Origin of the sequence: Synechococcus sp. A10-1-5-9, from assembly GCF_047716785.1 — a bacterium.
Taxonomy (GTDB): Bacteria; Cyanobacteriota; Cyanobacteriia; order PCC-6307; family Cyanobiaceae; genus Synechococcus_C.
The window spans coordinates 1,879,661-1,905,028 of the sequence record NZ_CP180406.1; the positions used below are offsets into that span (position 1 = coordinate 1,879,661).

The 25,368-nt window shown below is 57.5% G+C and carries 22 protein-coding genes; 7 read left to right on the top strand and 15 right to left on the bottom strand.

All coding sequences use genetic code 11. From position 1 onward, the window contains the following. The first annotated feature begins 20 nt into the window (after positions 1 to 20). Positions 21 to 2,708, top strand: coding sequence for an alanine--tRNA ligase (gene alaS, locus ACLM45_RS10165; protein WP_415409139.1), 2,688 nt, complete (start codon positions 21 to 23; stop codon positions 2,706 to 2,708). Between the two features lie 169 nt (positions 2,709 to 2,877). Here the strand turns inward: alaS and ACLM45_RS10170 are convergent, their stop codons facing one another. Genes ACLM45_RS10170 through ACLM45_RS10180 form a run of 3 tightly spaced genes read right to left on the bottom strand, consistent with a single transcriptional unit; the run spans position 2,878 to position 7,288 of the window. Then, the gene (locus tag ACLM45_RS10170) at positions 2,878 to 4,728 is read right to left on the bottom strand and encodes a hypothetical protein (RefSeq protein ID WP_415409141.1); all 1,851 of its coding nucleotides are present in this window, start codon (positions 4,726 to 4,728) and stop codon (positions 2,878 to 2,880) included. 5 nt (positions 4,729 to 4,733) lie between these two features. Next, on the bottom strand, positions 4,734 to 6,662 hold the full coding sequence (locus tag ACLM45_RS10175) for a CHASE2 domain-containing protein (RefSeq protein WP_415409143.1): 1,929 nt from the start codon (positions 6,660 to 6,662) through the stop codon (positions 4,734 to 4,736). Further along, positions 6,659 to 7,288 carry a cyclic nucleotide-binding domain-containing protein gene (locus ACLM45_RS10180; protein WP_415409144.1) on the bottom strand — a complete coding sequence of 210 codons (630 nt, stop codon included), beginning with the start codon at positions 7,286 to 7,288 and terminating at the stop codon, positions 6,659 to 6,661. Before ACLM45_RS10180 ends, ACLM45_RS10175 begins: the two co-directional genes overlap by 4 nt. On the opposite strand from ACLM45_RS10180, the gene ACLM45_RS10185 reads away from it, so the two are divergent. Further along, on the top strand, positions 7,169 to 7,657 hold the full coding sequence (locus ACLM45_RS10185) for a DUF3307 domain-containing protein (protein ID WP_415409145.1): 489 nt from the start codon (positions 7,169 to 7,171) through the stop codon (positions 7,655 to 7,657). The genes ACLM45_RS10180 and ACLM45_RS10185 overlap by 120 nt on opposite strands. 3 nt (positions 7,658 to 7,660) lie before the next feature. Next, positions 7,661 to 8,350, top strand: a complete 690-nt coding sequence (locus ACLM45_RS10190; RefSeq protein ID WP_006042863.1) for a Crp/Fnr family transcriptional regulator — start codon at positions 7,661 to 7,663, stop codon at positions 8,348 to 8,350. 254 nt (positions 8,351 to 8,604) lie between these two features. Here the strand turns inward: ACLM45_RS10190 and ACLM45_RS10195 are convergent, their stop codons facing one another. The 7 genes from ACLM45_RS10195 to speA form a co-directional block, all read right to left on the bottom strand. Further along, the gene (locus ACLM45_RS10195) at positions 8,605 to 9,015 is read right to left on the bottom strand and encodes a hypothetical protein (RefSeq protein WP_006042865.1); all 411 of its coding nucleotides are present in this window, start codon (positions 9,013 to 9,015) and stop codon (positions 8,605 to 8,607) included. A 197-nt stretch (positions 9,016 to 9,212) separates the two neighbouring features. Next, positions 9,213 to 10,031 carry a hypothetical protein gene (locus tag ACLM45_RS10200; protein ID WP_415409146.1) on the bottom strand — a complete coding sequence of 273 codons (819 nt, stop codon included), beginning with the start codon at positions 10,029 to 10,031 and terminating at the stop codon, positions 9,213 to 9,215. Positions 10,032 to 10,335: 304 nt separating this feature from the next. Then, on the bottom strand, positions 10,336 to 10,746 hold the full coding sequence (locus tag ACLM45_RS10205; protein WP_006042865.1) for a hypothetical protein: 411 nt from the start codon (positions 10,744 to 10,746) through the stop codon (positions 10,336 to 10,338). 197 nt (positions 10,747 to 10,943) lie between these two features. Continuing rightward, a complete protein-coding gene (locus tag ACLM45_RS10210) occupies positions 10,944 to 11,762 on the bottom strand; it encodes a hypothetical protein (protein ID WP_415409146.1) in 819 nt (272 codons plus the stop codon). Positions 11,763 to 12,066: 304 nt separating this feature from the next. Beyond that, positions 12,067 to 12,477 (bottom strand): hypothetical protein, encoded by a 411-nt coding sequence (locus ACLM45_RS10215; protein ID WP_006042865.1) that lies wholly within the window; start codon positions 12,475 to 12,477, stop codon positions 12,067 to 12,069. Positions 12,478 to 13,211: 734 nt separating this feature from the next. Further along, positions 13,212 to 13,871 carry a Coq4 family protein gene (locus ACLM45_RS10220; RefSeq protein WP_415409148.1) on the bottom strand — a complete coding sequence of 220 codons (660 nt, stop codon included), beginning with the start codon at positions 13,869 to 13,871 and terminating at the stop codon, positions 13,212 to 13,214. Positions 13,872 to 13,874: 3 nt separating this feature from the next. Beyond that, a complete protein-coding gene (speA, locus tag ACLM45_RS10225; RefSeq protein WP_415409149.1) occupies positions 13,875 to 15,785 on the bottom strand; it encodes a biosynthetic arginine decarboxylase in 1,911 nt (636 codons plus the stop codon). A 136-nt stretch (positions 15,786 to 15,921) separates the two neighbouring features. On the opposite strand from speA, the gene ndk reads away from it, so the two are divergent. Together ndk and ACLM45_RS10235 are read left to right on the top strand one after the other, a co-directional pair. Beyond that, positions 15,922 to 16,380, top strand: a complete 459-nt coding sequence (gene ndk, locus ACLM45_RS10230) for a nucleoside-diphosphate kinase (protein WP_006042870.1) — start codon at positions 15,922 to 15,924, stop codon at positions 16,378 to 16,380. Between the two features lie 68 nt (positions 16,381 to 16,448). Then, the gene (locus tag ACLM45_RS10235) at positions 16,449 to 17,795 is read left to right on the top strand and encodes a glutamine synthetase (protein WP_415409151.1); all 1,347 of its coding nucleotides are present in this window, start codon (positions 16,449 to 16,451) and stop codon (positions 17,793 to 17,795) included. Here ACLM45_RS10235 and ACLM45_RS10240 read toward each other — a convergent pair. Then, complete coding sequence (locus tag ACLM45_RS10240; protein ID WP_415409152.1) at positions 17,788 to 18,915, bottom strand: FAD-dependent oxidoreductase; 1,128 nt, start codon at positions 18,913 to 18,915, stop codon at positions 17,788 to 17,790. The genes ACLM45_RS10235 and ACLM45_RS10240 overlap by 8 nt on opposite strands. Before the next feature lie 68 nt (positions 18,916 to 18,983). Here ACLM45_RS10240 and gatB point away from each other — a divergent pair, with 68 nt between their 5' ends. Next, positions 18,984 to 20,471 carry an Asp-tRNA(Asn)/Glu-tRNA(Gln) amidotransferase subunit GatB gene (gene gatB, locus ACLM45_RS10245; protein WP_415409153.1) on the top strand — a complete coding sequence of 496 codons (1,488 nt, stop codon included), beginning with the start codon at positions 18,984 to 18,986 and terminating at the stop codon, positions 20,469 to 20,471. Here gatB and ACLM45_RS10250 read toward each other — a convergent pair. The 4 genes from ACLM45_RS10250 to coaE form a co-directional block, all read right to left on the bottom strand. After that, positions 20,458 to 20,640 carry a hypothetical protein gene (locus ACLM45_RS10250; protein WP_415409154.1) on the bottom strand — a complete coding sequence of 61 codons (183 nt, stop codon included), beginning with the start codon at positions 20,638 to 20,640 and terminating at the stop codon, positions 20,458 to 20,460. The genes gatB and ACLM45_RS10250 overlap by 14 nt on opposite strands. Before the next feature lie 220 nt (positions 20,641 to 20,860). After that, positions 20,861 to 21,364 (bottom strand): hypothetical protein, encoded by a 504-nt coding sequence (locus tag ACLM45_RS10255; RefSeq protein ID WP_415409156.1) that lies wholly within the window; start codon positions 21,362 to 21,364, stop codon positions 20,861 to 20,863. A 78-nt stretch (positions 21,365 to 21,442) separates the two neighbouring features. Next, positions 21,443 to 22,033, bottom strand: coding sequence for a fascin domain-containing protein (locus ACLM45_RS10260; protein WP_415409158.1), 591 nt, complete (start codon positions 22,031 to 22,033; stop codon positions 21,443 to 21,445). A 113-nt stretch (positions 22,034 to 22,146) separates the two neighbouring features. Beyond that, positions 22,147 to 22,743, bottom strand: coding sequence for a dephospho-CoA kinase (gene coaE / locus ACLM45_RS10265; RefSeq protein ID WP_415409160.1), 597 nt, complete (start codon positions 22,741 to 22,743; stop codon positions 22,147 to 22,149). Between coaE and argJ the strand changes: the two genes are divergently transcribed. Then, positions 22,742 to 24,034 carry a bifunctional glutamate N-acetyltransferase/amino-acid acetyltransferase ArgJ gene (gene argJ / locus ACLM45_RS10270; RefSeq protein ID WP_415411413.1) on the top strand — a complete coding sequence of 431 codons (1,293 nt, stop codon included), beginning with the start codon at positions 22,742 to 22,744 and terminating at the stop codon, positions 24,032 to 24,034. The two genes, coaE and argJ, sit on opposite strands and share 2 nt — an antisense overlap. Positions 24,035 to 25,368: the final 1,334 nt, after the last annotated feature.

Genomic DNA, 25,368 nt, shown 5'->3' on the forward strand with positions numbered 1-25,368 from the left:
TTTTCGAGCCCGAACCCGCCATGGCTGTTGCACGACCGTCGCGAACCGATGCAGCGCGTCCCCGTACGGGTGCGGAGATCCGAGAAGCGTTTCTGTCTTTTTTTGAGCAGCGCGGTCATCGGCGGATGCCCAGCGCTTCGTTGGTGCCTGAGGACCCCACGGTGCTGCTCACGATCGCGGGGATGCTGCCGTTCAAACCGATCTTCCTCGGCCAGCAGGAACGTCCAGCGCCCTGTGCCACCACCTCCCAGAAGTGCATCCGCACCAACGACATCGAGAACGTGGGGCGCACCGCTCGTCACCAAACATTTTTCGAGATGCTTGGCAACTTCTCGTTTGGGGATTACTTCAAGCAGCAGGCGATTGAATGGGCTTGGGAGCTGAGCACCGAGGTGTTCGGTCTTGATCCCAAAAATCTCGTGGTGAGCGTCTTCCGAGAAGACGATGAAGCGGAGCAGATCTGGCGCGATGTGGTGGGTGTGAACCCCAGGCGGATCATCCGCATGGATGAGGAAGACAACTTCTGGGCCTCCGGTCCCACCGGACCGTGTGGGCCCTGTTCGGAGATCTACTACGACTTCAAGCCGGAACTTGGTGATGAGGGCATCGATCTCGAGGATGACGACCGCTTCATCGAGTTCTACAACCTGGTGTTCATGCAGTCGAACCGCGATGCGCAGGGGGTACTCACGCCGCTGGCCAACCGCAACATCGACACCGGCATGGGCCTGGAGCGCATGGCGCAGATCCTTCAGAAGGTTCCCAACAATTACGAAACCGATCTGATCTTCCCGTTGATTCAGGCTGCGGCTGATCGGGCCGGTGTGGACTACTACCAGCTCGACGAGAAGGGCAAAACCTCGCTCAAGGTGATCGGTGATCACAGCCGTGCGGTCACCCAGCTGATCAGCGATGGCGTCACCGCAAGCAACCTGGGCCGCGGCTACATCCTGCGGCGCCTGCTGCGCCGGGTGGTGCGCCATGGCCGGCTGCTTGGCATCGACAAGCCCTTTCTCCAGGCCATGGGTGAGGCATCGATTGCCCTGATGCAATCCGTCCACCCGCAGCTGATCGAGCGTCGTGAGGTGATCCTGGCGGAACTGCAACGGGAAGAAGCCCGTTTCCTGGAGACGCTGGAGCGTGGCGAAAAGTTGCTTGCGGATGTGCTGGCTGCCAAGCCGAAGCAGATCAGTGGTGAGCAGGCCTTTGAGCTCTACGACACCTATGGCTTCCCCCTTGAGCTCACCCAGGAAATTGCTGAAGAGCATGGCCTGGCGGTGGACCTCGCCGGCTTTGAGACGGCAATGGAGCAACAGCGCCAGCGTGCGAAAGCCGCCGCGGTGAGCATTGATCTCACCCTGCAAGATGCGATCGATCAGGTGGCTGCAGGACTGCAAGACACCGAATTCCGGGGCTACGAGCAGCTGGAACAGAGCAGCAGCATTCAGGCCCTGGTGGTGAACGGTGAGCCGGCCCAAAGCGCTTCAGCAGGCGATGCCGTTCAGGTGGTGCTGGATGTCACGCCGTTCTACGGCGAGGGTGGTGGCCAGATCGGTGATCGCGGCACCCTGGTGGCGGATGGCCAGGCCGGTGATGGCCTGATCGTGATGGTCGAGTCCGTGAGCCGCAATCGCAGTGTGTTTGTGCACAGCGGTCGTGTGGAGCGCGGTGCGCTGTCGGTGGGCGATGTGGTGCATGGCCGGGTGGATCGTGCCTGCCGTCGTCGGGCCCAGGCCAACCACACCGCCACGCACCTGCTCCAGGCTGCGTTGAAGCAGGTTGTTGATCCCGGCATCGCTCAGGCCGGCTCTCTCGTGAGTTTTGATCGCCTGCGTTTCGATTTCCATTGTCCTCGGGCGGTCACCACTGAAGAGCTGGGACGGATTGAGAGCCTTATTAATGGATGGATCGCCGATGCCCACGCGCTTGAGGTGCAGGAGATGGCGATCGAGCAAGCCAAAGCCGCCGGAGCGGTGGCGATGTTCGGTGAGAAATACGCCGATGTGGTGCGCGTCGTTGATGTGCCCGGGGTGTCGATGGAGCTCTGTGGTGGCACCCATGTGCGCAACACCGCTGAGATCGGTCTGTTCAAAATCGTGAGTGAAAGCGGGGTCGCCGCTGGAATTCGCCGGATTGAAGCTGTGGCAGGAGCAGCGGTGCTCCCTTATCTCAACGAGCGGGATGCGGTGGTGAAGCAGCTCGGTGAGCGCTTCAAAGCCCAACCCGGCGAGATCATCGAACGGGTATCGGCTTTGCAGGACGAGCTCAAGGCCACCGGCAAGGCCTTGGCTGCGGCCCAGGCCGAGTTAGCCGTAGCCAAATCAGCAGCGTTGGCCGCTAAAGCAGTCGCCGTTGGCAACTTTCAGTTGCTAGTGGAACGTCTCGATGGTGTGGATGGCTCTGGTTTGCAGGGAGCTTCGCAGAGCCTTGCTGATCAGCTCGGTGATGGTGGTGCGGTGGTGATCGGCGGTCTTCCGGACCCTGCCGATCAGGGCAAGGTGATTCTGGTGGCGGCCTTCGGGAAAGACGTGATTGCTGCCAAGCTCCAGGCCGGCAAGTTCATTGGTGGGATCGCCAAGCTCTGCGGCGGCGGCGGCGGTGGGCGTCCCAACCTGGCTCAGGCTGGTGGCAGAGATGGGGCCTCATTGGATGCGGCATTGGCCGCTGCTCATGAAGAGCTTCAATCTGCTTTTCAGAAATCTCGATAAATGATTAGCCGTCAAGGTCTTCAAACGCCTCACCTCTGCTGTTCACATAGGATGAGGAGAAAATGATCATTTCGCCTTTATGCAGTAATGAGCTGCTATCGCGCAGCGATTATTTCATATTCTTTGGTCAAGTTTGATCGGAGTTTGTCTGTTCTCTCTTGGTTTTTATTTAAGACAAGAACTGCGGACTTGTTGGTTCAAGGCCCTCTGATCCGGCTCCTCTGCCGCTGCAGGATGCCTCAGATCGGGAGGTTGTTTGGAAGCGAATAGCGTCCGAAAGCGTCCCGCCAGTTGTTCCGCCTGTGAAGTAAGGGAAATCAGGGTTGCCCCCATTCGCTCGGCAGACATACGTCAGCTCAATGGATTCAGGCTCAAGTTCAGGTTCATCTACGTCCACGATATCTTCCTCGGGCTCTTCAACTCTGTCTTCTTCGTTGGGAAGTTTGTTGTTGGGTACAACGAGATTGTTGGCACCGCGAAGGCGTGGATATGGCGTTCTGGCTGCAATGAGCCAGTCAGAACCGAGAATGGACAGCAACGTGCGGTCCGGCAGGCCATAAAGCTGTTGATAAATGAGGTTGATAACATTGCTTTCAGGCAGCAGGTTCTGTCCACTCATGGTTTCGATGATCAGTTGCGAAAACCTTTCCTGGCTCATCATTCCCTGACTCAGCAGGACTCCGTCCGAGCTGAATGTGGCCTCTTCGCCAGCTTTCAGGCGAACGATCGTGTCTGCCTCGTTGATTAGGTTATTGAAGTTTGTGTTGGCAATTGGCGTTGTGTTCGTTCTCGGTTGTGTGGGTGTAGTGCCACGGCTTCTGTTGAGTGCAATTTGCATTGGCCTGCCGGTGTTGAACTCGCTGGCCTGCCATGGCAATGGTGATGACGGTCTCTGAGGTCGACGATTCGGATCGTTCACAAACCCGCTGTTCGTCGCGAAGCGATAGCTGATTTGACCACCTACGACGGTGTCGAGGAGTTCGTCGTACTGGCCATAGGTGGAGAGTGTGACCTGATCACCGATGGGCACATTCAGGCCAACGCGACCACCTCCATAGGAATCGCCGATACCTCGAAGCACATAGGGAGACAGTGACAACGTGATGGATTGGTCACCCACATCAGCTAAGGGGATGCCCACTTGGCCGATGGCGAACCCCAGATTGTTGGCGCACTGATCCAGTGGGATGCCGCCCGTGACTCCGAACTGCCAGCGTCCTTGCTGCCATAGTCCTCCCAAGGCCAACTGAGATTGGAAGCAGCCAGCCCCGTCCCAGCCGTCGTAACCGACTAACAAGGAGCTGATGCTTCGGTTATCGGGGTTAAACCATTTGTATCCCAGCTCGGTGCTTGCACCCCAAGCCCCATCAAAGTTGCTGCTGGCAGTTGAGTAGCTGTAAAGAAGATTGTTACCCATGCTCTGGCTGAGGGGTACGAATACCGAGGCATCACCGAGGATCAGCCCTGCGGCTTCACCCAATGATTCCCCAGAGCTGTTGCTTCCCCAGGCACTCGACCCAAAGCCGACCACTGGATTCAACGTCGGATACATCGAGAGGATGTCCGGCGTGTTTTCGTTTTCGGGAGTCTCAACAGCGTCCCCCACGGTGGCTTCGCCGCTCAGCACCGCCAGCTCATAACTGCCATCGTCCTTCACGCTCAGCACGTAGGTGGTGCCTCGTATTCCCAGCACTTTTGTTCCCAGACAGGTGTTTTTGGGGCCATTGATCAGAACCTGCCCGCGATCCAGACGAAAACAGTCGTCTCCGAGGCGGATCAAGCTGTTGTTCCCTAGGAAGCCGAGCGCGCGGCGATCAAACAGCACCTCCGCTCTGCTGCTGCCCGTGCTGAGCTCCTGACCACGGTCTGCGGTGTCATCAACCGTTGCTTCTCGCCGATCAATGAAGACTTCTCTGCCATCGATGATGCGACGAATCGTGGCACTGTTAAAGGAAGCTGCTGAGGCTGTAACTGGCAAAAAAGTTGCCGCGAATGCAATCCCCAACAGCTTCCTGAGCATGTGCATCAATCATCGGCTTCTGATTGTTGATACTGATCTCTGTCTGGTGGGGTGTCCTCCCGAGTGTCAGTTATGAGTGCGAACACTCGTTGATCATGCTGGCCACGGATCGGAAATGTCCCTAATTCCAGCATGGGCCAGTCGTCGGGTAGTTGTTCTGCCACGGCAGAACTGATCACAATCGTCTGACCACATTGCTTGGCAATCGCTTCCAATCGGCTGGCTGTGTTGACTGCATCGCCGATCACGGTGTAGTCCATACGACTGGCGCAGCCGATGTTGCCACTCACAACCCAGCCGTAGCTGAGGACCACAACCTGATTCCAGGGTTGTTGCCCTTCAGCAATCCAGGCACGATTGAGATCAGCGAGTCTTTCCTGCAGTGCGATCGCTGTTTTGACTGCAGCCAGCACGTTCGAGCGGCGCGTTTTTTGCAGTGGTGCTCCAAACACGGCGAGCACCGCATCTCCGATGAATTTGTCGACTGTGCCTTCTTCTGAGTGCACAGCATCCACAACCTCGCTGAAATAGGTATTAAGACGATCGACAAGCTGTTTCACCTTGCCCTGTTCGGTCATCGCCTGGGTGAACGCCGTGAATCCACGGATGTCGCTCATCAGGATCACCACATCCATTAATTTCCCGCCTAACAGTTGATCCGCCTCCTCGGGCTGATCGGCGATCTCTGCGGCGACTGCGGGAGAGAGATAACGACCCAGTGTTCGTCGCAGCCTTCGTCGTTGCCACTGCAGACGAACTGTCGCGTCGGTGCTGGAGACAATGCCTGTCAGCGCCAAGCTGCCTGCGGGACCCAGAACAGGAAGCAACAAACCACCCCACACGATCAGCCCTGCGCCCGCCATGACGAGGATCCCCGAGGCTGCCAAGAGCAATCCAAGGCGAGGGAGGGGGCGTTCCAGGCGTGATGCTGCAATGCCTGCAAAGAGCACAATCATCGCCACCAATAAATTCCAGCCCGGTGGCGCAGGCACCCAGCGAAGAGATCGATCTTCAAGGCGGTTGGCGACTTCCGTGGCATGCAATTCCACGCCAGGCATGCCTTGTGCACCTGAGAAGACGGCTGGATGGAGGTCTTGAAACACAGCTGCCGTCGGTCCCACGAGAACCGTGGCATCGGTGATCAGGCCACTGCTCTTGATCGCGGTGAAGGCGTTCGCGTCGAGAATTTCCCAGATCGAGAGTGTTGGAATCGTTCCAGGAGGTCCGTAGGGATCCAACAGGTCGGATGGCCTGGCCTTGAGGTCGACCTCGGCGTCCCGCTGCTTGAGCAACGCCACCGCGAGCCCGTCCGGTACGGCTGAACCCAAGTGCTGGCGCATCTCCACAGCGCTGTGTCCAGGTCGCTTCCTGATCACTCCGTCCCCATCAGGAGATCCATTGAGCAGGCCTCGATTCAGTGGCTTGCTCGCTGATTGAAGGCTCGGCGTGAGATCCAACATGGACATGCCTGCCACGGGGCCGCGGCTGCTCAGCACTTGCACGCCCAGGACCACCCGATCGCGATGGCGCCGTAAGGCCGTGGCAAACGCTGCATCGTCGGCCGTCCCATGGCTGCTGGGTGCTTCGAACAGAAGATCAAAGCCAACTGTGGAGGCACCCGCTTCGAACAGACGGTTCAGCACCCTCGCGTGCACGCTTCTGGGCCAGGGCCATTGGTTCAGGCGTTGAAGTAAAGGGTCTTCGCTGAGGTCGGCGTTGGCCGCTTGCTGGAGGCTGAAGTCATCGATGGCCACGATCACCACATCGTTTGGTGCGCTCCGAGGGCCACGGGTCTCCTGCACCCAGCCGGCAAAGCGCAGGTCTATGCGGCTCAACCAATCCCGGCCGAACCCTCCGGCAGTCGCGACCAATCCACTGAGCAGCAGCGTCGCGCCATGACGGCGAATCCAACGGAGATGGCGTGGCCCTTTCACGGCGTTTCCGATGCCTTCGCTAGTCCTTTCAACCGTCGTGCTGCGCTGAAGAGGGCTGGATTACAGCCGCGCTCTAGTTCATTGCAGCAGCGTTCCAGGGCGGAGGAATGCTGTTGATCCAAAGCCTCCAGAGCTTCCAGGATCAAGGTCAGGTGCCTGTTTGTTTGACGGCAGCGGCTGCTGCTTAGGGCCAGCAGTTCCATGACCAGGTCACTGTCGTAGATCGCAGCCTGCAGCAGATCATTTGACTGCACCACCAGGATCTCGGCCGGACCGCGACTCACCGTGACGGTCGCGCTGTGTTGTTGATCGCCGATCAACGCCATTTCACCCACCAACTCATCGGGACCGACGCGTGCGATCACCTGAGGCGTGCCACCTGCTTCGCAGCGCTCAACTTGCAATTCCCCGGTTTGCACCAGCAGCACCCGTTCGGCCGGAGCGTCCTGTTTGATCACCACATCGCCCACCGCTGCCACGAGTGTTTGATGGTTGAGCGTGGCGAGATGGGTACCAAGAAGCATCCGCAGGCGATCACGCATCAGGCTGAGCTGTCGGTTCTCGCTCTCCATGCGTGGCGGTGGAGCCGTTCCCGGCATGCTGGCCGCTTTTGGCTGATCAGGCATCGCGCCTATTGCCGTAGCGTTACGAATCGACGTTGCTTGGCAGCAATCACCCTTACAGATCTATTGATCTCGCTGGTGCTGGCGCACCTCGTTTGCGATTTCACTCTTCAGTCTGATCGGATGGCGCTCGAGAAAGTGCCGGGGAACGACGTCACCCTCAATTGGCGCTGGTGGCTGATTGCTCATTCCGCTACCCATGGCTTGGCCGTTGCCCTGATCACAGGCATTCCTTTGCTGGGACTGGCTGAGCTGATTTTGCACGCCATCATTGATTGGCTGAAGTCCTGTCTTCGCTTCTCTCTTGCCTGCGACCAGGCTCTGCATTTCGCCTGCAAGCTGGTCTGGGCCTCTTTGGTCATTCTGCTCTGAATTATGTCCGCGCTCACGCCTGAGGATCTCGGGGCCATGCCCCTGTTCGCTGAGCTGGTCGAAGAACAGTGCATTCTCCTGCTGGATCGGCATCGGGAGACCAGCCACCAGGTGGATCAGGTGATCGTGATGGAACAGGACTGGGGTGAGTCGTTGTTCTTGATTCGTGACGGGGTGGCCAAGGTGCGCACCTACACCGCCGATGGTGATGAAGTGATCATGTCGCTTCTAGGTCCAGGCGATGTGTTCGGCGAAATGGCCGCTCTCGATGGAGCTTCGCGTTCGGCCGATGTGGTGTCGCTCACGCCGTTGCATTTGCTCAAGATGCGGTCGGCGCCTTTTGCGTCTCTGCTCGGACAGCAGGCCTCGTTTGCTCTCGCATTGGCACGATTAGAGGCGTCTCGTCTGCGTGATCTCAATCAGCGCTTTGCGCTTCAAAGTGCAGATGCCACCACCCGCCTGCTTGATGCCCTGGCTTATCTCGCCCGCAAAAGTTCGGCTGGGCAGGACCCGCAAGGTGAGATCCCGCCACTGGCCCAACGGGAGATTGCTCTGCTGGCTGGACTGGCCAGGGAAACGGCCTCCCGCACTCTGAGCAAGCTGCGCAATCGTGGCACTGTGGTTGAAGCGGATGGGCGGCTTCGTATCGCTGATCTGCAGCCATTGATTAAACGTGGATTGCTGCCTGGATGAGAGCTTCAGGCCTGTAGGTAGGTGCTCTGTTGCAGCTCATATGAAGTGTTCAATGTCGAGACAGGCCTTCAATGGCGGGCCTCAGCTCGACCAGTGTCAAAGCGCAGACCAGTTCCTCGATATCACGACCGAGTGGATGATGCAGGCGATTGCCAATGTGTGGATCAGAATGTGAGAGGAAAGTGAGGATGTTTCAAGCAAAAAGGGGGGCAAGGCCCCCCTTTTGAAGTGTATGGATTGAGAGTTGGTAAGGATTACCAGAGTCCAACTTCGCTGCGGACATTGGTTCTGACGTTATTGGTTCTCTGGTTGTTCCAGCGCTGGTTGTTGGTGTGCTGATTGCTGTAGCGCTGATTGTTCCAGCGTTGGTTGTTGGTGTGGCGGTTGTAGCGTTGATTCTGGTTGAAGGCGTTGTTGTAGCGGCGGTTGTCGTAGCGGCGATTGTCTTGATTGTAGGAACCGACGGCAGAGCCGTTGTAGGAGCCAACGGTGTTTCCAGAGTTGTATGTGTTTCCAGAGTTGATGCCACCGACGGAGTTTCCGTGACCGCAGATGGTGCCTGTACCAGAGCATCCACTGCCAGCATTTTGTGCGAGGCCTGCCATGGGTGAGCCGGCGAGTCCGAGGGTGGAGAGAGCGACGGCGAGAGCGATTGATTTAATCATGATGGAGCTGTTGTGAGGAGAAAGTCATCAGGGCTCGTTGTCCTGATGTTTTCAGTGTGTTTGTTTTAGATGTGTATTCCTGTGATTTGAGTTGTGTTGATGAGTGATGTTGGTCACAGGTTGTAAGGCAATAAAAAAGTCCTCCTTTTGTGGGAAGGAGGACGTGTTGTTGCCTGAGCTGAGGTGTCTTTGCGGATCTATTTAAAGGTGTGCTTGATGGGTTGCATGATCCGCCTGGTGTTGATGATATTTGCAGTTTTGGCTTTAGTTTTTTGTGTGGATCGTTTGGTGAGAATTGGCTTGATCAGTTTGGGTGAGATGGTGGCTTTGGTCTTTGTTTTTCTGGTTTGAATGGTGGGTTTGGTCTTGAGATTGCGTAGAGCGTTGATGGTTGCTGGGTTCAGGCTTGGTCTTGCTGGCCTTGGCCGAATATTTTTGATTGCGGGGAAGACGGTCATCCCGGTGTTGTTGTGTTCGACAACGTTTGTGGAGCTGGAAGTATTGCCCGAATTGGAGGTGTTGCCTGAATTGGATGCATTGCCGGAGCCAATGTCGCCGACGCCATTGCCGTCTCCGCAGATGGTGCCCATGCCATCACAGCGATCACCGTTGTGGATTTCTGTGTGATTGGTGTTGATTGTGCCGCGGTCATAGGTTCCAAACAGAGCTCGGAATCCCTCCTGGACGGCAGCGCCGAGGATGATTCCCCCGATGTCGGTTCCCCCTTGATGCGGAGGATGAACCTCGACGTTGGCTTCTGCATGGGCCCCGCCGTCGATGTGATCCATGTCGTCCATGGCCGGATCTGAGTCGGGGTAGAAGGCCTGATCGGGAATGGGCAGGCAGCTCAGTGCTGGAGTGGTGATGTCTGCAGCGCTGCGAGCAACGAGCGCTCCAGAGCTGCGATCGAAGCATTCGAAGGCCATCGGGGCGGTTTGTGCGGAAGCAGCTGTTGCACTGAAGAGAGAGGAGCCTGCGAGTGTGATGGCAGAGAGAACTTTGAGTGAAGCGTGCATGGTGGAGAGGTGTGTGAGGGGCCATTGGTTTGGCTGTGTTCACACCATCTCTGGTTTGAAGGTTGGGGGTGATGAGCATGATCTCAGCGATTTGTGAGATCGATCACAGGGGTTGTGAGCGGCAAGTTGCGTGTGCTGTTTCGGCTTGTATTTTGCGGTCGTCTTGGTCTTGGAGCGTCAGTTTCTCCCTGTCAAAAGTGAATGCACCTGTGGGAGTGAGGAGGTGAGCCCCGTATGGATGTTTCAAGCAAAAAGGGGGGCAAGGCCCCCCTTTTGAAGTGTATGGATTGAGAGTTGGTAAGGATTACCAGAGTCCAACTTCGCTGCGGACATTGGTTCTGACGTTATTGGTTCTCTGGTTGTTCCAGCGCTGGTTGTTGGTGTGCTGATTGCTGTAGCGCTGATTGTTCCAGCGTTGGTTGTTGGTGTGGCGGTTGTAGCGTTGATTCTGGTTGAAGGCGTTGTTGTAGCGGCGGTTGTCGTAGCGGCGATTGTCTTGATTGTAGGAACCGACGGCAGAGCCGTTGTAGGAGCCAACGGTGTTTCCAGAGTTGTATGTGTTTCCAGAGTTGATGCCACCGACGGAGTTTCCGTGACCGCAGATGGTGCCTGTACCAGAGCATCCACTGCCAGCATTTTGTGCGAGGCCTGCCATGGGTGAGCCGGCGAGTCCGAGGGTGGAGAGAGCGACGGCGAGAGCGATTGATTTAATCATGATGGAGCTGTTGTGAGGAGAAAGTCATCAGGGCTCGTTGTCCTGATGTTTTCAGTGTGTTTGTTTTAGATGTGTATTCCTGTGATTTGAGTTGTGTTGATGAGTGATGTTGGTCACAGGTTGTAAGGCAATAAAAAAGTCCTCCTTTTGTGGGAAGGAGGACGTGTTGTTGCCTGAGCTGAGGTGTCTTTGCGGATCTATTTAAAGGTGTGCTTGATGGGTTGCATGATCCGCCTGGTGTTGATGATATTTGCAGTTTTGGCTTTAGTTTTTTGTGTGGATCGTTTGGTGAGAATTGGCTTGATCAGTTTGGGTGAGATGGTGGCTTTGGTCTTTGTTTTTCTGGTTTGAATGGTGGGTTTGGTCTTGAGATTGCGTAGAGCGTTGATGGTTGCTGGGTTCAGGCTTGGTCTTGCTGGCCTTGGCCGAATATTTTTGATTGCGGGGAAGACGGTCATCCCGGTGTTGTTGTGTTCGACAACGTTTGTGGAGCTGGAAGTATTGCCCGAATTGGAGGTGTTGCCTGAATTGGATGCATTGCCGGAGCCAATGTCGCCGACGCCATTGCCGTCTCCGCAGATGGTGCCCATGCCATCACAGCGATCACCGTTGTGGATTTCTGTGTGATTGGTGTTGATTGTGCCGCGGTCATAGGTTCCAAACAGAGCTCGGAATCCCTCCTGGACGGCAGCGCCGAGGATGATTCCCCCGATGTCGGTTCCCCCTTGATGCGGAGGATGAACCTCGACGTTGGCTTCTGCATGGGCCCCGCCGTCGATGTGATCCATGTCGTCCATGGCCGGATCTGAGTCGGGGTAGAAGGCCTGATCGGGAATGGGCAGGCAGCTCAGTGCTGGAGTGGTGATGTCTGCAGCGCTGCGAGCAACGAGCGCTCCAGAGCTGCGATCGAAGCATTCGAAGGCCATCGGGGCGGTTTGTGCGGAAGCAGCTGTTGCACTGAAGAGAGAGGAGCCTGCGAGTGTGATGGCAGAGAGAACTTTGAGTGAAGCGTGCATGGTGGAGAGGTGTGTGAGGGGCCATTGGTTTGGCTGTGTTCACACCATCTCTGGTTTGAAGGTTGGGGGTGATGAGCATGATCTCAGCGATTTGTGAGATCGATCACAGGGGTTGTGAGCGGCAAGTTGCGTGTGCTGTTTCGGCTTGTATTTTGCGGTCGTCTTGGTCTTGGAGCGTCAGTTTCTCCCTGTCAAAAGTGAATGCACCTGTGGGAGTGAGGAGGTGAGCCCCGTATGGATGTTTCAAGCAAAAAGGGGGGCAAGGCCCCCCTTTTGAAGTGTATGGATTGAGAGTTGGTAAGGATTACCAGAGTCCAACTTCGCTGCGGACATTGGTTCTGACGTTATTGGTTCTCTGGTTGTTCCAGCGCTGGTTGTTGGTGTGCTGATTGCTGTAGCGCTGATTGTTCCAGCGTTGGTTGTTGGTGTGGCGGTTGTAGCGTTGATTCTGGTTGAAGGCGTTGTTGTAGCGGCGGTTGTCGTAGCGGCGATTGTCTTGATTGTAGGAACCGACGGCAGAGCCGTTGTAGGAGCCAACGGTGTTTCCAGAGTTGTATGTGTTTCCAGAGTTGATGCCACCGACGGAGTTTCCGTGACCGCAGATGGTGCCTGTACCAGAGCATCCACTGCCAGCATTTTGTGCGAGGCCTGCCATGGGTGAGCCGGCGAGTCCGAGGGTGGAGAGAGCGACGGCGAGAGCGATTGATTTAATCATGATGGAGCTGTTGTGAGGAGAAAGTCATCAGGGCTCGTTGTCCTGATGTTTTCAGTGTGTTTGTTTTAGATGTGTATTCCTGTGATTTGAGTTGTGTTGATGAGTGATGTTGGTCACAGGTTGTAAGGCAATAAAAAAGTCCTCCTTGTGTGGGAAGGAGGACGTGTTGTTGCCTGAGCTGAGGTGTCTTTGCGGATCTATTTAAAGGTGTGCTTGTCCATTGGTTTTTGTGTGCAATTTTGATTTTTCTTTTCTATAAATAATGAATTTGTGTTGATGCATCGGAAGTCAATTCTGTGCAATCTAGAGCGTTCTGATGCTGAGCAACTGGTTGCTTTGAGAAGACAGTGGCCCCAATTAGTTCGACTTTCTTGTGGCGCCAGTGCGATTGGTTTGGGGTCTATTTGCGTTAAGCGTTTGGTGACACCACCGAATGAGATCCTGCAGCAGCGTCGGCATAATAAGCAGAAGGGCTTAGGCTGGATCTGAACAATTACCGTGCTGTTGCAGATATGCGTGATTTCCCGACAATGGCTGAGGCCTTGCTGGCATTCGATATTGTTTGTGTCTGAAATCGTTTTTCACTACGCTTGCGGACGTGATTGCGAAGCGCGATGTAGTGGTCAATCTAACGAACTGTTGGTGATCAGACAGTGCTGTTTTTGGTATGAATGCTGATCCCAGAGTTGCTTGTCGATCGGCGATACATTCTGCTTGGGAAATGTTGAATCGCGTCAGACGATGGTGATGGGCAGATTCAGGTCACGTTGCCAGTCGGCCAACGGCCGATTCCAGCCATCTTCGAGTTTTCTGGAAATCACCAGTTCCGCATCCAGGCCCATCTGAAACCCCTGTGCCAGAGCTCGCAGCATTGGCGTCAGAGGTTCGTCGTTCTGAAGGGCTGAGAGCATCCCGCCGAAGATCAGCATCACGGCCAGCGGCGACCGATTCTGCGCAAGGTTGAACCCCTGGAGCCCCAGTTCACTGGCACCATCGATGCCGAATCCAGTCAAGACGTGTGTGATGTCGTGAGTCTCTTTCAGTCGATGCACGATGAAGTCCTTGTCACTGTCAACCGGGGATGGGTCAATCAACGTGTCTGGGGTGATGCCCTGACTGATCAGCTGGTTGGCATAGCAACGCCCAAGGCTGCCCTCCGGAAGGGTCTTGAGGGCGCTGAGGTCAATCGGCTGCGGTCTCCAGCGTTCCTTCACCAGACCCTTGAATTGAGGATCCTTCAACAGATGGCGCATCATCTGATCGCCGAGAGGACCATCCTTCACGCTGTTGCCGACGGCGAACACGCTGTCCAGTGACCCTGGATTCTTCAGGAAAAAGGCGAGCCCGGCCAGCAGTTTCAGGCTCTGGAGGCGTTCCTGCAATCTGATGTGCACAGATCAGGCCTGGAGATAAGTGGCCTGTTGGAGGCTGCTGGCCACGTGGCTGATCAATAGCCTGGCGTCGTTGACCGACAGTCGTCGATCTCGGATGGCCTCCTCGCTGGCCAGGCGGAGGCGTTCGAGCATCAGATCAGGGTCGTGTTCCATCGCTTCCAACACATCGGAGTTGGTGTCTCCGCGCACCACGTGGTCCAGCAGGTAACCACCGCCAGGGGCCAGGCGGATATGCACGGCGTTGGTGCTGCCGAACAGGTTGTGCAGGTTGCCCATCACTTCTTGGTAGGCACCGGCCAGAAACAAACCGATCAGGTAAGGCTGATTCGGCTGAGGACTGTGCAGTTCCAGCAGGGGTTTGCTCTGCCCACCCTGGATGAAGCGTGCCAGCTTGCCATCGGAGTCACAGGTGAGGTCGGCAATGCTCCCGAGCTGGTCGGGCTCTTCATCGAGTCGATGGATGGGCATCACTGGAAAGAGTTGATCGATCGCCCAGGTGTCGGGAGCTGATCGAAACACCGAAAAATTGCCGTAATACGTGCTGGCCAGGCTGGCGCGAAGATTGCGCAGTTCATCGGGGCTGCTGTCATCGGCGGGCAGCAGGTGATTGATGCGCCGCGCACAGGCCCAGGCCAACTGTTCAGCCCGTGCCCGCTCCGGAAGGCTTAGGTATCCGAGGCGGAAAGCACTGAGCGCATCATCTTTGAACTTCAGAACGTCGTTCCAGGCTTCCTGCAGGTTGGCTGTGGTGATGCCATCAAAAGTTTCATGCAGGTTGCGCAGGATCAATGGATCGTCGTCCATCCGTTCCGGACACTCATCCGGTGCCGCACCGGTGCCGAGGATGTCGAACACCAGCACGCTGAAGTGGCTGGCCAGGGCACGACCGCTCTCGCTCACGAGCGTGGGCACGGGAACACCGCTGGGTTCACAGCATTCCTTCACAGTGGCCACCACGTCGTTGGCGTAGTTCTGCAGGGAGTAATTGGTTGAAGCCGCGGTGGCGCTGCGGCTGCCGTCGTAGTCGATCCCCAGGCCACCGCCCACGTCGAGAAAGCCCATCGGTGCCCCCAGCCGGTGCAGCTCGCCGTAGATCTGTCCAGCCTCCTGGAGGGCATCCTTCAGGACGGCGATGTCGTTGATCTGACTGCCGATATGGAAGTGCAGCAAGCGAAGCTCTTTCAGAAGGCCTGCATCGCGAAGGGCTGCAGTGGTGTCAAGCAGTTCAGGGATGGATAGGCCGAATTTGGCACGGTCTCCCACGGAGCTGCCCCAACGGCCCGTACTGCGGGTGGAGAGGCGTGCACGGATTCCGATCATCGGTGCTGCACCGAGGTGATCGCTCGCTCGAATGATCCGCTCCACCTCGTCCGGTTGTTCAATCACCACCACCGGCTGACGTCCGAGCTTGCGCGCCAGGATTGCCGTTTCCAGGTACCGCTGATCTTTGTAGCCGTTGCAGATCAGCAGAGCTTCCGGATCTTTCAGCAGCGAGAGGGCGATCAGCAGTTCCGCCTTGCTCCCAGCCTCCAGGCCAAAGTGCCAGCGCTGGCCGCTGTCCACCAGCCGTTCAACCACATGCCGCTGCTGATTGCATTTCACAGGGAACACGCCCTGGTAGCGGCCTGAATACCCGTAGTGGGCAATGGCGCGATCGAAGGCTGCATGCAGCCGTTCGAGCCGATCTTCCAGAATGTCGTCGAAGCGGATCAGCAGGGGCAGGCCGAGATCCCGGGCCTGCAGCCCCTCCACCAGTTCGATCAGATCGATGCTTCCGCCACGATCGCCCTGGGGTTGCACGGTGATGTGACCGCGGGAGTTGGTTGAGAAGTAAGGGGCTCCCCATCGCTCCAGTCCGTAGAGGTCTGCACCGTCCTGAACGGTCCATGGGCCAGCGGTGCTGGTGTGGGCCATCAGCGTCAAACGGTGGTCTCCAGGATCTGTGACGAGAATCTAGGCAGGGTTGATCGCTTCAACAGCCCGGAGCAGCCTGCTTGCTTGCCAACCGGGCCGGCAGCCACGGACGATGGCGACGGTTTTTAGTTTTTCCATGGCCTCGGAACGCACCTTCATCGCCATCAAGCCCGACGGGGTTCAGCGCGGTCTCATCGGCGAGATCCTCGGTCGTTTCGAACGCAAGGGTTTCAAGCTTGTCGGCCTCAAGCAGCTCACCCCCAGCCGTGAGCTGGCAGAGCAGCACTACGGGGTTCATAAAGAGCGTCCGTTTTTCGCCGGCCTGGTGGACTTCATCACCTCTGGCCCCGTGGTGGCCATGGTGTGGGAAGGCGACGGTGTGATTGCCAGCGCCCGCAAGCTCATCGGTGCCACCAAGCCTCTCGAGGCAGAACCCGGCACCATCCGCGGCGACCTGGCGATCAACATTGGTCGCAACGTGATTCACGGGTCTGATGCTCCAGAGACAGCACAGTTCGAGATCGGTCTCTGGTTCCAGGCGTCTGAGCTGAGCGACTGGACTCCTTCCGATCAAGGATGGCGCACCGAGGGCTGATCCATCGACCCTGGCCGGGTCCTCTGCTCGGGTGCTGCGCATCATGAGGGGACTCGGCAAGCAGATTTGTGAGCGATAGCCCCTCCCATGAGCTCCAGCCCTGGCTGAAGCGTGCGGCGATCACCTGGGTGAATCATGCCGGCGCCCCGTTGGTGAAGGTGGTGCCCCGCCGCCATCTCCACAAAGCAGCCGATCTGGGTGTGGGATTTTCGCCTGTGGCGGATGCCTTTCGGGTTGATGGATGCATCTCGCCTTCACACCGTTTCGCTCGACCTGATGAAGATCTGCGTCTCCATGCTGTGGTGGAGGCGCTGGCACCTCTTGAGCCTGATCGCGGTTGGGCCTGGGCTCCCGGGGAGCGGCGTTGGCGTGATGGACGGGTCTACGAGGCCGACCAGCGCAGTTTTTGCCGGCTGCGACAGGACTGTCTGCAGCAGAAAGGGCTGACGCTGCAAGCGGGCTTCGAGCTCGAGTGGATGGTGTTTGCAGGGGATGCGGGAACCCAGGGTTCTCCTGCATTCCCGGGCGGGCCTTATGGGGCTGATCGCTTGGTGGAAGGCCTCGACTATGCCTCTGAGATTTGTGAGGGCCTGGATGCTGCCGGGCTGGACTGGCTGCAGTTTCATCCCGAATACGGTGCTTCCCAGTTCGAGTTGTCACTGGCCCATGCGTCGGCTGTGGAGGCCGCCGATCGTTTGGTTCTGGCCCGCTTGGTGATTCAGCGCGTGAGCCGACGACTGGGACTGCGTTGCAGTTTCACGCCTAAGTTGTCCAGCGATCAGGTCGGCAACGGCGGTCATCTGCATTTCAGTCTTCGCCGGCATGGTCAGCCCGTGCTGCAGGGAGGCGATGGTCCAGGTGGAGTGTTGCCTGAGGGTGCGGCTCTGATTTCCGGTGTGTTGCATCACCTGCCGGCATTGCTGCCGATCGCCTGTCCGCTCTCGGCCTCGTACGCCCGGCTGGCGCCCAGCTCCTGGTCGGCGCCTTATCAGGTGTGGGGAATTGAAAACCGTGAGGCGGCCTTGCGTTTGGTCCCAACCTCTGTCGATCAAGTGCCCGCCCACCTCGAACTGAAAGTTGCCGATCTGGGGGCCAATCCCTATCTGTTGCTTGGATCATTGCAGGTGTTGGCGATGGCGGCTCTCAGCGAGGCCGTGCCCCTGCCGGAGCCGGTGCGCGGTGATCCTGCGCGCGTTGACGGCACAACAGCGGCCCATGCCCGTCTACCCCAGTCCTTGGCGGAGGGGCGTACAGCGTTGGCATCCAGTGCAGTGCTGTCGGCGGCGATGGGCGAGCTGCTGCATGGGAGCGTGCTCGACAGCATCGATGCCGAGATCGCCCGCTGTGAAGGTTTGCCCCCGGATCAGGTGATCGCCAGCACCCGCTGGTGGCCCCTGGTGGGTGGACTCAGCTGACGCCAGAGTCAAACCGCTGCCATTGGAAACAGGGCAGCAAGAGGTCAAGATCATCGCGGGCACGGCCTTGGCTCACGCAGTCCGCGATCGCCTCAGCTGTGGCCGCAGCCATCAGCACCCCGTTGCGGTGATGGCCGCAGGCCAGCCAAAGTCCAGGGAGGGGACCTTTTCCAAGCAATGGCCCCTCATCCGGTGTGCAGGGCCGGAATCCCCACCAGCGTTCCATCGGGGGCCAGCCCGAGGCTTCCGGAAGCAGGGAGGCAATGCCCTGCTTGAGGATGCTTTGCCCCTGGGGAGTGAGGCCCTCTGCGAAACCGGCCTCCCGCTCCGATGTGGCGCCCACCACCACCAGACCGTCTTCCCTCGGCACCAGGTAAGTGCCGGGTCCGAAGATCACGCGTTTGAGGGCGCCCCGGGGAGCCTGGAGGGACAGCATCTGCCCTTTCACCGGGAAAATCGGCAGCTGAGGCAGGAGCCGGCTGCTCCAGGCCCCGGAGCAAAGCACTGCTATGGCACTATTACGTTCCGAAATCGTTCCTTCAGCGTTGCGGATGCGTGCCCCAATGTGTTTGTCGCCGTTCTGAAGCAGCTCCAGCACTTCCACGCCCTCCAGAAACTGCACCCCCCGTTCCACGCAGGCGCTTTCCAGGGAGCGCATCAACTGGCGGCGGTTGTCGATCTGGCCGTCTTGCTCGAACAGCAGGCCGGCCTGCCAGGTTGTGGCGATGCCCGGTACTTCCCGCTCCAGTTGCCGGCGGTTCAGGGCTGTTCCAAAGCGTGCTGTGGGGTAGCGATCCCGGTCTTCGCTGCTGGTGAAGGGCACCACAATCCCTGTGGAGCGCAGTCCGCAGGGCAGGCCGCTGTCGGCCTCGATCTGGGCGACCCAGCTCGGCACCCGCTCCAGGCTCAGTTGACCGAATCGCAGCTGGTCACCGCTCAGACCTTCAGCGTGGGGAGCCAGCATGCCTGCTGCCACGAACCCTGCGGCCTCTCCGCGCCGCCGGCTGATCACGCACACCGGATGGTCCCGCCGGGCCAGCTGATGGGCGATGGCCAGGCCCATCAATCCACCGCCAAGGATCAACGCGGCGTCAGCGGCGGGAGGGCGTAAGGCGGTCATGGCTGATGGGGGCTGCGGTTCGCGGTCTTTCCATAGGATTGCTCTGCTCTGAACGTTCCACACAGCGGATGGCGGCACCTGCAGCAACAGACCAGGCCTGGGAAGCGGTGATCGGTCTCGAGACCCACGTTCAGCTGGGCACCAACAGCAAAATTTTCACGGCTGCATCCACGGCGTTCGGGGATGACCCCAACACGCACATCGACCCTGTGGTGTGCGGGCTGCCAGGAACGCTTCCCGTTCTCAATCAGAAGGTGCTGGAGTACGCCGTCAAGGCGGCGATGGCACTCAATCTGAACATTGCCGAGCACAGCAAGTTCGACCGCAAACAATATTTCTACCCTGACCTTCCCAAGAATTATCAGATCTCCCAGTACGACGAACCGATCGCAGAGGAAGGCTGGATCGAAGTGGAGGTGGCCGAGAAGGGCAAGGACACCTACCTGAAAACCATCGGGATCGAGCGGCTTCATATGGAGGAGGACGCCGGCAAGCTTGTGCATGCCGGCAGTGATCGTTTGGCTGGCTCCACCCATTCGTTGGTGGACTACAACCGCGCCGGTGTCGCGCTTGCGGAGATTGTGAGCAAGCCGGATCTGCGCACGGGCCGTGAAGCGGCGGAGTACGCCTCGGAGATCCGTCGGATCATGCGTTATCTCGGTGTGAGCGACGGCAACATGCAGGAGGGCTCCCTGCGTTGCGACGTGAACATCTCCGTGCGCCGGGGGCCGGAGGCGCCTTTTGGAACCAAGGTGGAGATCAAGAACATGAATTCGTTCTCGGCCATTCAGAAGGCCTGCGAGTACGAAATCCAGCGCCAGATCAAGGCCTACGAAACCGGTGAGCCCATCGTTCAAGAAACGCGGCTCTGGGATGAGAGCAAGCAGCTCACCAAGAGCATGCGCAGCAAGGAGGGGGCCAGTGATTACCGCTATTTCCCAGATCCGGATCTCGGGCCGATCGAGGTCAGTGCTGATCAGCGGGAGTCCTGGCGGGCTGAGTTGCCGGAGCTGCCGGCAGCCAAGCGCCACCGCTATGCCGAAACCCTTGGGCTGTCCCAATACGACGCTCGGGTGCTCACCGATGAGAAGGCGATGGCCGACTACTTCGAGGCTGTGGTGGCGGCGGGTGCCGACGCCAAGCTTGCGTCCAATTGGATCACGGGCGACATCGCTGCCTATGTGAACGGCAACCGTCTTCGCTTCAGCGAACTTCCCTTCCGTCCGGAACAACTCGCCGAAATGGTGCAGCTGATCGATGGTGGAAAGATCAGCGGCAAGATCGCCAAGGAGATCCTGCCCGAACTGCTGGAGAAGGGTGGCTCTCCCAAGGCGATCGTGGATGGGCGCGGTCTGGGAATGATCAGTGACCCCGCCGCGATCACCACCATCGTGGAGGAGTTACTTGCGGCCCATCCCGATGAGGTGGAGGCGTTCCGCGGCGGCAAGACCAAGCTGCAGGGCTTCTTCGTTGGCCAGCTGATGAAGAAAACCGGAGGCAAGGCCGATCCCAAGTTGGCGAATCAGATTCTCAGTCAGAAGCTCAAAGGGGCTTGATTCCATCAGTTTTGACGGGGTTCCACCACTGAGCGGCTGGCTGGGAAGACGATGTTGATAGGGAAGTGAGGGTGCTGATTTCGATCTCACTGATGGCGACTTGTTCAACGGTGCTGCGCTCGAAGCATGCATAAGTGCTGGCTTCTACTGCTGGATTGAGGATCAGCATGTGCCGCTCACCAAGAGCAAAGCTTCTGCTCTTGGTGAAAGGTCCCTATGAGGAGAAAGGGTTGGAGATTGGCATCATCGTTGCCTGTTTACGTTGTCTCTGGTGCTGGGGCAGAGCCTCCGGATCAAGGACGAGATCGGGGAGAGCTTTCCACCATGAGAAAGCCCCCTCAGAGCGGGGGCTGCTTGGGATACGGGATGAAGTGAGCAGGCCGGGTTGATCAGCGGGTCCAGTTGCTGTTGCCGAGGGAGCCTGTGTGGCTAACTCGGACCAGCCTTGATCCGTTGACGACCTTGAACGTGAGACGACCGGAATTCTGGGTTTGACTGCTGGCGGTGTCCTGCCAGAGGCCACTCACAGTGTTGCCTTGGCGCTGACCGATGAAGATGTTTTTGAAATTGCCTCCTCGGCCGTTCCAGGAGACGATTGATCCTGTCTGGCGAACCACATACGTTCCGCCGTTGTTGCCACGCCAGGTTCCGTTGAGGTTGCGCGCATCGTTGCAGTCTGGTCGGCTGCCAATGGATGCGGGCTTTTGTGTTGGTGTCCAGGAGGTGTTGAAGCCAGGGTTGCCGCCAACTTTGACGAGTCGATTGCGATCAATGTGGAGCTTGAGGCTGCCGGTGCTGTTGTTGCAGAAGTTCTTCCAGGAAGCGTTGATGATGTTTCCCTGGATGGTGCCGGTGATCAGGTTGAAGGGTTTGCTATTGAGGAAGCCTTTCATTTGGAAGTTGTTGCCGCTGCGCTGAGCGGAATAGACACCTTGGTTGTTGCCTTTGAGCCAGCCATTGAGGTTGACCTGCTACCGATTGGATGGCGGAGTGCTGTTGGATCCGGATCCAGCGCTTACACGGATCATTCGGTACTGCAATGCCTTGGGCACATTGCCTCCAGCGGTGGGTGCATTGGCCTGCAGCATGTTGTTGGATCGTTGAATGACCCACTGCCTGTTGGACAGCGATTGCAGCTGCAGGGTGTTACCAACTTTGTTGGCCATGAACAGGTGGTTGCGTCTGTTGGTGGTGCAGCCCCTCTTCAGTTGGAGCGCCTTGTTACTGGCAATGCTTACCCAGCGATTGGGGTCCTGCGTGCTGCGCAGCGCATAGGTTCCACCATTCAATCCATTGCGATTGCCGAGGTCGTAGATGTCAAAGGTTTCCCAGCTTTTGTTGCCACCGATGCGGCTGCTGGTGGCACCGACCGCGGCATCGGATCCGATGCCGGCACGGATGTACTTGTTGTTCAGATTGGATTTCAGGGCGTAGCGGCCAAGCAGGGTGCCGCCTGTACAGCGTGTGGTGGCTTCAGCCGGAGTGGCTGTGAGCGCGGTGAAGCCGCTGAGGCCTGCTGCGGCAGTGAGGCTGAGGGCGATGGCGGCTTGGGCGAATTTCATGGGTTTGAGCGTTTGAGGAGGGCCAGGTTGCTGTCGCTCCCGGTGATGCATGCACTGTCCTCAGCTCGCGTTCTTCAGCCCGTGTCCTTGATCCCGAGGTGGTGTGATTTTGCTCACAGCAAGCCCAGAACCTGGGCTTGCCAGGCATCCGGCTCGCCGCTGTTGTCGATGATCTGATCCGCCAGCAGGCATTTGCACGCCAGGGGCCATTGCGCCTCTATGCGTTGGTCGGCCTGCTGAGCCGACAGCCCGTTCCTCTGGATCAGCCGTTGCTGTTGCTGTTCCGGACTGCAGTACACAACCCACACTTCTGTGCAGAGGTTTTCCAGCCCCGATTCATAGAGCAGAGGAATCATCAGCACGACCGTCGGCGTTCGCTCCAGCTCATGCAAGGCAGCGTCGAAAACCTGCCGGACCAGGGGATGGACCAGTTCTTCCAGCCATCGACGTTCCACCGAATCGGAGAACACGATCTCGGCGAGAGCCTGTCGGTTCAGCTCCACCTTGTCGGCTTGGGCCGCATTGGAGGCGACAGCGGTGCCGTAACGCTCCAGGACAGCCCTGCAGCCTGCACTGCCCGGGGCCAGAGCATCCCGGGCATAGCGATCGGCATCCAGCACAGGGATGCCGTGGTCGCTCAACCAGCGCCCCACGCTGCTTTTGCCGGATGCAATGCCGCCGGTGAGACCAATGCGGCGTTGGCTGGGCATGGTGCGGCGGCAGGATGCCTTCAGTGTCTCGCGTAGATCCGTGGTTGATGCCGCTCCAAGGGTTTCATCCGACTGGTTGCCGGTGGCAGGGGGAATTACTGCGCCAAAGGGATTCAGGGCCTCAGGGATCACTGCTGGACTGAAGGCTTCTGCAAAGCCTGATCTCGCCTTGGTGCTGGCCCCCGAAGGCGCTGCCTGCGCTGGGGCTTTCACCCGATCGGTGGTGCGTGCCGCCTGTGTGGATCTTTGCGACGACCGGCTGCGTGAAGGGGGCGGTCAGGCGAGGGCGGTGCTGATCAATTCTGGCCAGGCCAATGCCTGTACGGGCGATCGGGGTCTGATCGACAGCCAGCGCGCCACCCAGGCGCTGGCGGACCGCCTGGGTCTGAATGGTGAGGCTGTGCTGATCTGCTCCACCGGGGTGATCGGTGTGCCGATCCCGATGGAGGTGTTGCTGGGTGGTCTGGACCCTTTAGTGGAAGCGTTGAATGCTGAGGGTGGAGCTGCTGCTGCCAAAGCCATCCTCACCACGGACCTAGTGGAGAAAGAGATCGCTTTTGAAGCGGAGCTGGATGGCCGCTCGGTGCGGATTGGTGGCATGGCCAAAGGTTCCGGCATGATCCATCCCGACATGGCCACCATGCTCGGGTTCATTTGTTGCGATGCGGCGGTGCCTCCCCCGGAGTGGCAAGCCATGGTGCGGCGGGCGGTTGAACGCTCCTTCAACGCCATCACCGTCGACGGAGACACCAGTACCAATGACACTGTGCTGGCCTTCGCCGCTGGAGAGCCCGTGGCGCCGTCGTGTCACGCCAAGCTCGAGGAAGGTCTGACCCTGGTGGCGCAGCATCTCGCCAGAGCGATTGCCCGGGATGGGGAAGGCGCCACCTGTCTGATCGAGGTTCAGGTGGAGGGAGCGTCCACCGAAGCCGGAGCACTCAAGATTGCGCGCACGATCTGCAGCTCCTCATTGGTGAAGACGGCCGTTCATGGCCGCGACCCCAACTGGGGGCGGATTGTTGCAGCAGCCGGCCGGTCCGGAGTGGTGTTCGATGCTGATGCCGTCGCCCTTTGGATCGGGCCGCATCAGCTCATGGCGGCGGGCCAACCTCTGGCGTTTGACCGTGCCGCCGCATCCGCCTATCTCAGTGAGCGGGCGTATGGCCGTTACCTGGTGGAGGACTCGGTTCAGATTCGGCTTGCCGTTGGTTCAGGGGCCGGTGAAGGAACGGCCTGGGGGTGTGACTTATCGGATCAATATGTGCGCATCAACGCCGATTACACAACTTAATCAGAAACGTAGGCATATCAGTCAGACTGGAATTATTTGATGCGCCGGTTCAAAAGAGGTGCAAACTTACATCTCACGTATGCCGCCCATACTCGTAGGTTTAGAAGTCACAACAGACCCCTGAGGTGTATATCCCTAAGAGGTCTGTTGGCCCTTATGACCTCACTTCGTTAGATTGCACTTTGGCCTTGTCACAAGTAGTAGATGGACTGACTTGCATCTGCTTTTTATCATTGATCAAAAGGTGGGCGTGGCGGCCCTTTGACTTAACAAAAAACAGGATGTTGAGAATAATTAAAGGTAAATCTCACTATTTTTGCATCCTCTCGAGAAAACCCCAGACATTGATTGGCTGTATGCGTCTGAGCCAGCGGTTCGTTCTCTAAAGCTCCGTGCCAGTACTAATCCTCTTTTTATGAAAAATGAGAAGAGAGATCAGCCCTTGGCCAGTTTTGATTGCGTGGGAAAATGATTATAGATTTAGGCCTGATAGGCAAGGTCCTTCGTGTTTGGCTTAGACAGCTGTGAGCTTGTTTGTCTAGGATTATTGCGCTAGATTTTAAAAAAAAATAGGTGTCAATAATCTCGCATTAGCCTTAGCTCTGTGCATCTATTCCAATGCTTTTGAGAGGAATTTACCTGTTAGCTTTTCGGCGAGTTGGTGTTCAAAATTGACTTGAATTGAGTAGTTGTCTAGTCTTGTCAACTATGTATGTGCTTCATGCATGACTTTAAATCGTGATATCTTTTAATCGGAATGCCTTAATTAATGAATTTCCTTGATTACTCGGAGAGAAAGAGGCAAATATATGGCAACTAGCTTCCCTGTGTTGCGGTCTGATCTTGCATGTGCATCATGTCCGCTCGATCATGCCGAGAGTTGCATATCCTTGGAATGGACTTAATTTTTAACTTCGAACAGGTCTTTGAAGAATCTAATCAAAAGATTTATGCGGTAATTTAGCTGCTTGGGCCTTCTCAGATCTTGGCACCGAAGTTACTATCGACAACCTGGTATTCCTGTTATCAATGATGTATTTTTCTTCTTAGGATTTGGCTCAGAAGTTTTTTGCATAATGGATGGTCTTCTGCGATTGCTAACGAATGTAAGATCATGACATTCTACGTCTATTTTTATTTGGCTAATTCACCTGACTCTCTGAACCACTTCGTATACTCGGATCACCTGATTAATTTACTAAAAGCTTTTTTAAGGCCATGAACTTCCTCAGGATCACCTCAGAGGGAAATAAAGGTTTGGTGATTATACCATGGGTCTGGCACCACCATGTGTTTTATAAATTGAAGGGATTATGACTCTTATCAATGCCACC

Bases quoted from the DNA above. Each gene is read 5' to 3' on its own strand.
- speA (WP_415409149.1), bottom strand. From the start codon at position 15,785: ATGGCCCACACCAGCACCGCTGGCCCATGGACCGTTCAGGACGGTGCA.
- ACLM45_RS10185 (WP_415409145.1), top strand. From the start codon at position 7,169: ATGGGTACCAAGAAGCATCCGCAGGCGATCACGCATCAGGCTGAGCTG.
- ACLM45_RS10180 (WP_415409144.1), bottom strand. From the start codon at position 7,288: ATGCCTGATCAGCCAAAAGCGGCCAGCATGCCGGGAACGGCTCCACCG.
- ACLM45_RS10215 (WP_006042865.1), bottom strand. From the start codon at position 12,477: ATGATTAAATCAATCGCTCTCGCCGTCGCTCTCTCCACCCTCGGACTC.
- ACLM45_RS10250 (WP_415409154.1), bottom strand. From the start codon at position 20,640: ATGCTGATCCTCAATCCAGCAGTAGAAGCCAGCACTTATGCATGCTTC.
- gatB (WP_415409153.1), top strand. From the start codon at position 18,984: ATGGCGGCACCTGCAGCAACAGACCAGGCCTGGGAAGCGGTGATCGGT.
- alaS (WP_415409139.1), top strand. From the start codon at position 21: ATGGCTGTTGCACGACCGTCGCGAACCGATGCAGCGCGTCCCCGTACG.
- ACLM45_RS10255 (WP_415409156.1), bottom strand. From the start codon at position 21,364: ATGAAAGGCTTCCTCAATAGCAAACCCTTCAACCTGATCACCGGCACC.
- ACLM45_RS10260 (WP_415409158.1), bottom strand. From the start codon at position 22,033: ATGAAATTCGCCCAAGCCGCCATCGCCCTCAGCCTCACTGCCGCAGCA.
- coaE (WP_415409160.1), bottom strand. From the start codon at position 22,743: ATGCCCAGCCAACGCCGCATTGGTCTCACCGGCGGCATTGCATCCGGC.
- ACLM45_RS10200 (WP_415409146.1), bottom strand. From the start codon at position 10,031: ATGCACGCTTCACTCAAAGTTCTCTCTGCCATCACACTCGCAGGCTCC.
- ACLM45_RS10210 (WP_415409146.1), bottom strand. From the start codon at position 11,762: ATGCACGCTTCACTCAAAGTTCTCTCTGCCATCACACTCGCAGGCTCC.
- ACLM45_RS10195 (WP_006042865.1), bottom strand. From the start codon at position 9,015: ATGATTAAATCAATCGCTCTCGCCGTCGCTCTCTCCACCCTCGGACTC.
- ACLM45_RS10205 (WP_006042865.1), bottom strand. From the start codon at position 10,746: ATGATTAAATCAATCGCTCTCGCCGTCGCTCTCTCCACCCTCGGACTC.
- argJ (WP_415411413.1), top strand. From the start codon at position 22,742: ATGGTGCGGCGGCAGGATGCCTTCAGTGTCTCGCGTAGATCCGTGGTT.
- ACLM45_RS10240 (WP_415409152.1), bottom strand. From the start codon at position 18,915: ATGACCGCCTTACGCCCTCCCGCCGCTGACGCCGCGTTGATCCTTGGC.
- ndk (WP_006042870.1), top strand. From the start codon at position 15,922: ATGGCCTCGGAACGCACCTTCATCGCCATCAAGCCCGACGGGGTTCAG.
- ACLM45_RS10190 (WP_006042863.1), top strand. From the start codon at position 7,661: ATGTCCGCGCTCACGCCTGAGGATCTCGGGGCCATGCCCCTGTTCGCT.
- ACLM45_RS10170 (WP_415409141.1), bottom strand. From the start codon at position 4,728: ATGCTCAGGAAGCTGTTGGGGATTGCATTCGCGGCAACTTTTTTGCCA.